The following is a 6736-nucleotide window of genomic DNA, read 5'->3' as shown; positions in this document are numbered from 1 at the left end:
ATCATGCCCAGCACCCGCAGGAGCGAGCGGAGCGAGCGCACCATCTGACCGGACACCAGCCGCGCCAGCGCGAGGGCGAGCAGCAGACCGGCGCCGAGCAGCACCAGGATCAGGGTGCGGGCGGACTCGTAGCTGTCGGCGGCCTCGGCGGTCATCGCCTTGGCGTGGTCCTTCTCCAGCTTCGTGAGATTGGCCGTGGCGGTGTTGATCCGGGCGGACAGCTCGGGGAAGCGGCTCATGTCGGCGGGGCTGTACCCGGCGGGGAGAGCCTTGCCCAGCAGGCCGAAGTCGCGCAGGACCTGGAAGTCCTTCCAGGCCTCCTCGAAGGAGACGATGTTCTTCTGCACGTCGGCGACGTCGGTGGGCGCGACGGCCTTGTAGGCCTCGAACGCCTCGGTCACCCGCTCGGTGAGCTTCACGACCTGGGAGGCGGTGGCCGCCTTCTCCGCCGCGGGGGCCACGGCCGTGGCGACGGAGACATCGTGAAGGTTGGCCATCGCGTTCCAGAAGTCACCGATCCTGGCGACCTTGTCGTTGCTCTGCGCCATGGTCTGCATGTTGTCGTCCATGGTCGACATGCGGCTCAGCGCGACTGTGCCGATCACCCCGGCCATGACGGTCATCAGGAGCACGGTGATGAACACTTTGGCGGCGATGCCGCGGTCGGCGAACCACCCCAGCACGGCGTTGCGGCGCACGGTCACCACGGGCCGCGCGGTGTCGGCGGGGAAATCGGTCACGATCAGGTCCTTTCCAGTGCGAGACCGGTGCACTGCCGGGGGCAGCGGGAGAGACGAACAGTCGTGCTTCCCATCGGCAGCCGGGACCGAAATGTGAGCCGTCGTCGGAGGGGACGTTCTGCGGGGATCACGGCCGGCGGGGCAGGCCGTGCCGGGGTCCGGCGGCCCGGCTCAGGGACCCGCGTCCGAGGGTGCTCCGTTCCGGGACGGGCCGTCGTCGGCGACGGCGGCGGCCACGATGTGCTGGCCCGCGTAACCGCCGGCCACGAAGGCGTGGTGGCCCGCGACGGCGGTCGTCCACCACAGATGTCCGTAGGCGAGGTTCTCCGGCGGGCGGTCGTGGCCTGGGCGACGTAGGAGGGATCGAGGAGATCGGGCCGGCGGTCGGGCCAGAGGCCGCCCAGGCCCAGCAGGTCCAGGGCCTCCTGCAGGACGTCGGCTTCCCCCGGTCAGGTGAGGCCCGCGTCGTGGGCGAGGAGCGCGATCTGGGTGCGGTTGTCCAGGCCGAGCTTGGTCAGGATGCTGGAGACGTGGGCTTTCACGGTCGTGACGCCCATGGCCAGATCGGTGGCGATGTCGGCGTTCGTCCTGCCCTGGGCGATCGCCAGGGCCACCTCGTGTTCGCGGGGGGTGAGGGCGGCCAGCGCGGCGCGGGCGCGCTCGTAGGCGCCGGCCTGGGCGACCGTGCGCTCCATCAGCCGCCGGGTGATGCGCGGGGACAGGATCGGGTCTCCCGCGGCGACCCGGGTGATCGCCTCCACGATCTGCGGCGGCGAGGTGTCCTTGAGCAGGAACCCGGCGGCGCCCGCGCGGAGCGCGTGCAGGACGTTCTCGTCGGTGTCGAAGGTGGTCAGCACGATCACCTCGGGCGGCCGGGACCGGGCACGCAGCCGGCGGGTGGCGGTGATGCCGTCCACGCGGGGCATGCGCAGGTCCATCAGGACGATGTCGGGGGCGTGGGCGTCGGTGGCGGTGATGGCCTCCTGGCCGTCGGCCGCCTCGGCGACGACGGCGATGCCGGCGGCGCCGTCGAGCATCATGGACAGTCCGGCACGGACCAGGGCGTCGTCATCGACCAGCAGCACGCGGATCACGCGGCCATGGTAGCCGGGCCTGGAGCCGGAACTCCGCGTCGGTGCTGTGGTGGTCCAGTTGCCCGCCGGCCAGCCGTACCCGCTCAGTGAGCCCGACCAGGCCCAGCCCGCTGCCGGGCGCGAGGGGGACGGCCCGCTCCGGGGGCGGCGGGTTGCGGATGTCGATCAGCAGGGGCGCGCCGGGAGCGCCGCGCAACAGCACGTCGACCGGCTGGCCGGGGGCGTGTTTGCGGGCGTTGGTGAGCCCCTCCTGCACGACCCGGTAGGCGGTCCGGGACGCGGCCGGCGGCAGGGCGGCGATGTCGGCGACCTCCTCGCGCAGCCGTACCGGCTGGCCCGCCTGCTGTGCGTCGGCGATCAGGTCGGGCAGATCGGCCAGGCCAGGCCAGGGGTCGAGCTCGTCCAGTTCGTCGTCCTGCTCGCGGAGCAGGACGATCACCTGGCGCAGTTCCTCCAGCGCCTGGTGGACACCGGTGCGGACCACCCCGGCGGCCGCGGCGATCCGGTCGGGGGAGGAGTCCGGGCGGTATTCCAGGGCTCCGGCGTGGGTGGCCACCAAGGACAGGCGGTGGGCCAGCACATCGTGCATCTCTCTGGCGAGCCGGCGGCGTTCGGCCATGCGGGCCTCGGCGATCCGCCTGCCCTGTTCGGCCTCGGCGCGGTGGGCGCGTTCACGCAGGGAGCCGAGCAGGGCGCGGCGGGAGCGCGCCAGCGCGCCCCAGCCGAGCAGCGCGCCGTAGGCGGCGCAGATCAGCAGCAACCACCATGAAAGAGAGATGCCGGAGTTGGGCCGCCACAGCCCTTGGACCAGGTGGGCCGCCATGCCCGCGGCGGTCACCGCGGCGGCGACGGGGAAGCGCCTGCGCTGGGCCACCTGCAGCGACCCCGCCGTCGCCGCCGGGGTGGCCACCGGGGAGAGCGCGGCGAGAAGGGTGGCGGCCAGCGTCCCGTGGACCGGCCACCACAGCTGGGCGAGCGCGGCGAGAAGGCTCACCACCGCGATCGCCACGTCCAGCCCCCAGGTGGGCCGGCCGGCCTGGCCCCACAGCGCCACGGCGGTCAGCACGCCCATCCCGAGGACCATGCCGGTTATCGCGAGCGGGTGCGGGCGCGGGGGCCGGATCTTGCTCATCGGCTCAGGCTAGTCGGCGGTACGGCGGATCCATCACCTACCAAAGTCGGACCCCCACCCCGCCGGGGGAGGACACGGCCCGACCGCGCGCCCGATGTGGCGGGGCGGGCCGCCGGGCGAGGCTGAGCGGCATGAACTCCTCCACGAAGAACATGAACACCTCCACCAGAAGACTGCTCACCGTGATCGGCGCACCCGCGGCCGCCCTGGCCGCCTGGGCCCTGGCGGTCGCAGTGATCGGAACCGAGCCGACCGTGCGGATGGGCGGCGGCACGCAGCCGGTCGGGCCGGTCCCGGTCGTGGTGACGGGTCTGCTGGCCGGGCTGGCGGGCTGGACGCTGCTGGCCGTTCTCGAGCGGTTCACCTCCCGGCCCGGCCGGATCTGGACGATCGTCGCCCTGGTCGTGCTCGCCCTGTCGCTGTCCGGTCCGCTCGGCGGCGCCGTCGGCCCCACCGCCACGCTGGTGCTGGTCCTGCTGCACCTGATCGTCGGCGCCGTACTCGTCCTGGGGCTGCCGCGGCGATGAACGCGCCCCGCGGACGCCGGATCACGTGCAAGACGATTCGCACCCCGCCGGACGGCAGTGCGACGACACAGGAGAGATGACATGACGATCCTCGCCCAGGCGATCGAGGTCACCCGCCGCTACGGTGACGTGCTCGCGCTCGACCGCGTCTCGCTCGACATCCGGGCGGGTGAACTGATCGGGCTGCTCGGCCCGAACGGCGCGGGCAAGTCCACCCTCATCAACCTCTTCGCGGGACTGCGCCGGCCGACGTCGGGCACGGTGGGGCTGTTCGGCGGCTCACCGATGGACCCGGCCAGGCGGCGCGGCATCGGCGTGACGCCCCAGGAGACCGGGCTGCCCCAGTCCCTGCGCGTCGGCGAGATCACCGACTTCGTCTCCGGGCACTTCCCCGAGCGCGTCGGCACGGCGGAGCTGCTGGCCAGATTCGGCCTCGGCGACCTGGCCGGGCGGCAGGTCGGAGGGCTGTCCGGCGGGCAGCGGCGGCGGCTGGCGGTGGCACTGGCCTTCGCGGGCCGGCCGCGGCTGGTGTTCCTCGACGAGCCCACGACCGGGCTGGACGTCGAGGCCAGGCGGGCGCTGTGGGACGGCATCAAGACCTTCCACGAGGAGGGCGGCACCGTGCTGCTCACCAGCCACTACCTGGAGGAGATCGAGGCGCTGGCCGAGCGCGTCCTGGTGGTCGGCCACGGTCGCGTGCTGGCCGACGACAGCATGCGGGCCGTCCGCGGCATGGCGGGCACCCGGCGCGTCTCCCTCGTCGCCGCGCACCTGCCCGAGCTGCCGGGGGTACTCGGCGCCGAGCGCGTGGACGACCGGATCGACCTGCTCGTCAGCGACCCCGACCGGCTGGTCGTGGAGCTGGTGCGCAGCGGAGTGCCGTTCTCCGGCCTGGAGATCAGGCCGGCCACCTTGGAAGAGGCCTTCCTCACCCTGACCTCGAAGGAGTCCGCCCATGCCTAGCCTGATCCTCGCCCACACCCGCTATCTCGTGATCGAGCAGATCAGGGTGCCGATCGGGATCCTGGCCAGCGCGTTCTTCCCGGCCGTCTCGATGGTGGCGTTCGTGGTGCCGTTCACCGGCCAGGACGCGACGGCCGCGACGACGGCGACGGGCTCGCTGATGTTCTTCGGCGCCATGTCGTCCGCGCTGATCGGGCTCAGCAACGCGGTCTCCCAGGACCGTGAGCTGGCGTGGAACCCGTACCTGCGTACGCTGCCCGCGGGCCCGCTCCCGCGCTTCGCCGGGCGGATCCTGTCGACGCTCGCCGTCGTGCTGATCTCGGTGATCCCCGTCCTGGTGGTGGGGGCGCTGTTCACCGAGGCGACGATCACGCCGGCCCGGCTGCTGCTGGGATTCGGCGCGTTGATCGCGGGCGTCGTGCCGTTCATGCTGATGGGGTTGTTCGTCGGCTTCACGCTGGCGTCGAAGGCCGCGATGGCGGTCTCGCAGCTGCTGTTCTTCCCGATGGCCATCCTCGGAGGACTGCTGCTGCCGCCGCAGGTGCTGCCGGAGTTCGTGCAGGCCCTCTCGCCGTACGTGCCCACCAGGGGTGCGGCCGAGCTGATCTGGTGGTCGACCGCGGGCTTGCGCCCGAGCGCGGTGTCGCTGGCCATGCTGGCCCTCTGGACCGGTGTCATGGCGGCCGCCGCCATATGGGCCTACCGTCGCGACGAGGGCAGGCGTTTCTCCTGACCCCGTGACGTCGGCCTTTTCGGATGCCCGCGGGCGCACCTGGCCGGCCGGCCTGTCACAGGGGGCAGCGTCCGGCCTCCGCCGCCGCGGCGGAGAATCCCGGATAGCTCCTGGCCGCGCCGCCCGGCGCGCCGTCCGCGGTCAGGCTGAAGGCGATGGCGTCGGCGCAGAGGAACCCGGCCAGGACGGTCGCCGCCGCACCGCTGTAGGAGCTGTGCTCCGAGATCCACTCGGGCGACGATCCTGGGCTCCCGGCCCGCGGCTGCCAGCCGGGGTCCGGCCGGGTGTACGGGTTGCCGTCGTCGGCCGGCACGGCGGGCGCGAAGACGAGCAGAAGCAGGATGACCAGGGCGATCGGCCTGCCGGGCCTCGTGATGTCCATGGGACCTCCCCGCGCCGGGGGAGCGCGTTCCCACCCGGGCGTGAAGATGGCTCGACGCCACCTGGGGCGTGGGTGAGGACTTCCGGGAGCGGGTGGATCATCCGTACGGACCCGCCCACCGGCAAGACCCGGGTTCCGGCTGTGCCGTACCCCTCGGTGATCGCAGTGCCCGGGACCTCACCCTTCGCCGAGCAGGCGGGCGCCGAAGGCGCGCAGGGCGTCGCGGAAGGCCGGCGGTTCGTCGACGGTGAAGCCGGCGTCGAGGAACGCCAGGCTCAGCAGCAGCCACTGCCAGGTGTCGAGCATCAGCACGGCCCGGGTCCGCCGCTCGTCCAGGGCCAGGAGCTCGACCTCCTGGTGTTTGAAGGCGTCGGCGACGGCGGGCAGGGGCGCCCGCACGGTGAGGACGACGCGCTCGCGGTCCTTGGCGATCCCCTGCCGGAGATAGTCGAGCGCGCTGCCGGCGGGCAGCGGCCTCGGCGTGAACGTGCCGGTCGAGGTCCGCAGGCCGGTGACGCGGTCGAGGCGGAAGACCCGCCAGTCGTCCCTGCCGAGGTCCCAGGCCAGGAGGTACCAGCGCAGGTTGTGGTGGACGTGGCGGTACGGCTCGGCCCGCCGGGACGTGGCCGAGCCGTCCCTGCCGGTGTAGTCGAAGGCGACGGGGTTGCGGCGCTGGATGGCCTCGGCCAGCGAGGACAGGACGTCGGCGCTGACACTCGGGGCGGGGGAGGAGCCGGTCTCCAGGCTCGCGCGCAGCTGGGCGGCGCGGTGCCGCAGCCGCTTGGGGAGATAGTGGTCGACCTTGCCGTAGGCCCGGGTGGCGGCCTCGTCCACGCTGCCCTCGGCGGCGCTGCCGGTGGCGGCGAGGGTGGCCAGCCCCAGCAGGGTCGCCACCGCCTCGTCGTCGTCGAGCACGAGCGGCGGCATCGCGGCGCCCGCGACGAGCCGGTAGTGACCCCCGGGACCGGGACGGGTCTCGACGGGATAGCCGTAGCCGCGCAGGCGGTCGACGTCGCGGCGCAGGGTCCTGGGGCTGACGCCGAGCCGTACGACGAGCTCGTCGCCGCTGAACGCCCGGCCGGTCTGGAGCGTGGCCAGCAGGGCGAGGATGCGCTCGGTGACGTCCGCCATGTCTCCAGTCTCTCCGCAATCGCGGCCAGGATGT

At 73.1% G+C, this 6736-nt stretch carries 8 protein-coding genes; 3 read left to right on the top strand and 5 right to left on the bottom strand.

What is annotated here, in order from left to right; all coding sequences use genetic code 11:
* The 3 genes from Pta02_RS39265 to Pta02_RS39255 form a co-directional block, all read right to left on the bottom strand.
* Window positions 1–740, bottom strand: a 740-nt coding sequence (locus Pta02_RS39265) for an MCP four helix bundle domain-containing protein (RefSeq protein WP_203880124.1), incomplete at its 3' end; no start/stop codon positions are given.
* 449 nt (window positions 741–1189) lie between these two features.
* Window positions 1190–1780: a response regulator gene (locus Pta02_RS39260; protein WP_203880127.1), complete on the bottom strand. Its 591-nt coding sequence runs from the start codon at window positions 1778–1780 to the stop codon at window positions 1190–1192.
* Between the two features lie 28 nt (window positions 1781–1808).
* Window positions 1809–2966 (bottom strand): sensor histidine kinase, encoded by a 1158-nt coding sequence (locus Pta02_RS39255; RefSeq protein ID WP_203880123.1) that lies wholly within the window; start codon window positions 2964–2966, stop codon window positions 1809–1811.
* 131 nt (window positions 2967–3097) lie between these two features.
* Between Pta02_RS39255 and Pta02_RS39250 the strand changes: the two genes are divergently transcribed.
* The 3 genes from Pta02_RS39250 to Pta02_RS39240 all read left to right on the top strand — a co-directional run bounded on the left by Pta02_RS39250 (window position 3098) and on the right by Pta02_RS39240 (window position 5189).
* Window positions 3098–3493 (top strand): DUF6069 family protein, encoded by a 396-nt coding sequence (locus Pta02_RS39250; RefSeq protein WP_239131571.1) that lies wholly within the window; start codon window positions 3098–3100, stop codon window positions 3491–3493.
* 81 nt (window positions 3494–3574) lie between these two features.
* Window positions 3575–4456, top strand: a complete 882-nt coding sequence (locus tag Pta02_RS39245) for an ABC transporter ATP-binding protein (RefSeq protein WP_203880122.1) — start codon at window positions 3575–3577, stop codon at window positions 4454–4456.
* The gene (locus Pta02_RS39240; RefSeq protein WP_203880121.1) at window positions 4449–5189 is read left to right on the top strand and encodes an ABC transporter permease; all 741 of its coding nucleotides are present in this window, start codon (window positions 4449–4451) and stop codon (window positions 5187–5189) included. The genes Pta02_RS39245 and Pta02_RS39240 overlap by 8 nt, the downstream gene beginning before the upstream one ends.
* A gap of 55 nt (window positions 5190–5244) precedes the next feature.
* Here Pta02_RS39240 and Pta02_RS39235 read toward each other — a convergent pair whose 3' ends face one another.
* Together Pta02_RS39235 and Pta02_RS39230 are read right to left on the bottom strand one after the other, a co-directional pair.
* Window positions 5245–5571, bottom strand: coding sequence for a phosphatase PAP2 family protein (locus Pta02_RS39235; protein WP_203880120.1), 327 nt, complete (start codon window positions 5569–5571; stop codon window positions 5245–5247).
* A gap of 177 nt (window positions 5572–5748) precedes the next feature.
* Window positions 5749–6702, bottom strand: coding sequence for a helix-turn-helix transcriptional regulator (locus tag Pta02_RS39230; protein WP_203880119.1), 954 nt, complete (start codon window positions 6700–6702; stop codon window positions 5749–5751).
* Window positions 6703–6736: the final 34 nt, after the last annotated feature.

The sequence above is a fragment of the Paraplanobispora takensis genome (genome assembly GCF_016863195.1).
GTDB classification, from domain to species: Bacteria; Actinomycetota; Actinomycetes; order Streptosporangiales; family Streptosporangiaceae; genus Planobispora; species Planobispora takensis.
This window is presented reverse-complemented; position numbering and strand designations above follow the sequence as displayed.

What these genes read in the sequence shown, in the direction of transcription:
- Pta02_RS39260 (WP_203880127.1), bottom strand. Translation starts at nt 1,780, where the DNA reads ATGATGCTCGACGGCGCCGCCGGCATCGCCGTCGTCGCCGAGGCGGCC.
- Pta02_RS39255 (WP_203880123.1), bottom strand. Translation starts at nt 2,966, where the DNA reads ATGAGCAAGATCCGGCCCCCGCGCCCGCACCCGCTCGCGATAACCGGC.
- Pta02_RS39250 (WP_239131571.1), top strand. Translation starts at nt 3,098, where the DNA reads ATGAACTCCTCCACGAAGAACATGAACACCTCCACCAGAAGACTGCTC.
- Pta02_RS39245 (WP_203880122.1), top strand. Translation starts at nt 3,575, where the DNA reads ATGACGATCCTCGCCCAGGCGATCGAGGTCACCCGCCGCTACGGTGAC.
- Pta02_RS39240 (WP_203880121.1), top strand. Translation starts at nt 4,449, where the DNA reads ATGCCTAGCCTGATCCTCGCCCACACCCGCTATCTCGTGATCGAGCAG.
- Pta02_RS39235 (WP_203880120.1), bottom strand. Translation starts at nt 5,571, where the DNA reads ATGGACATCACGAGGCCCGGCAGGCCGATCGCCCTGGTCATCCTGCTT.
- Pta02_RS39230 (WP_203880119.1), bottom strand. Translation starts at nt 6,702, where the DNA reads ATGGCGGACGTCACCGAGCGCATCCTCGCCCTGCTGGCCACGCTCCAG.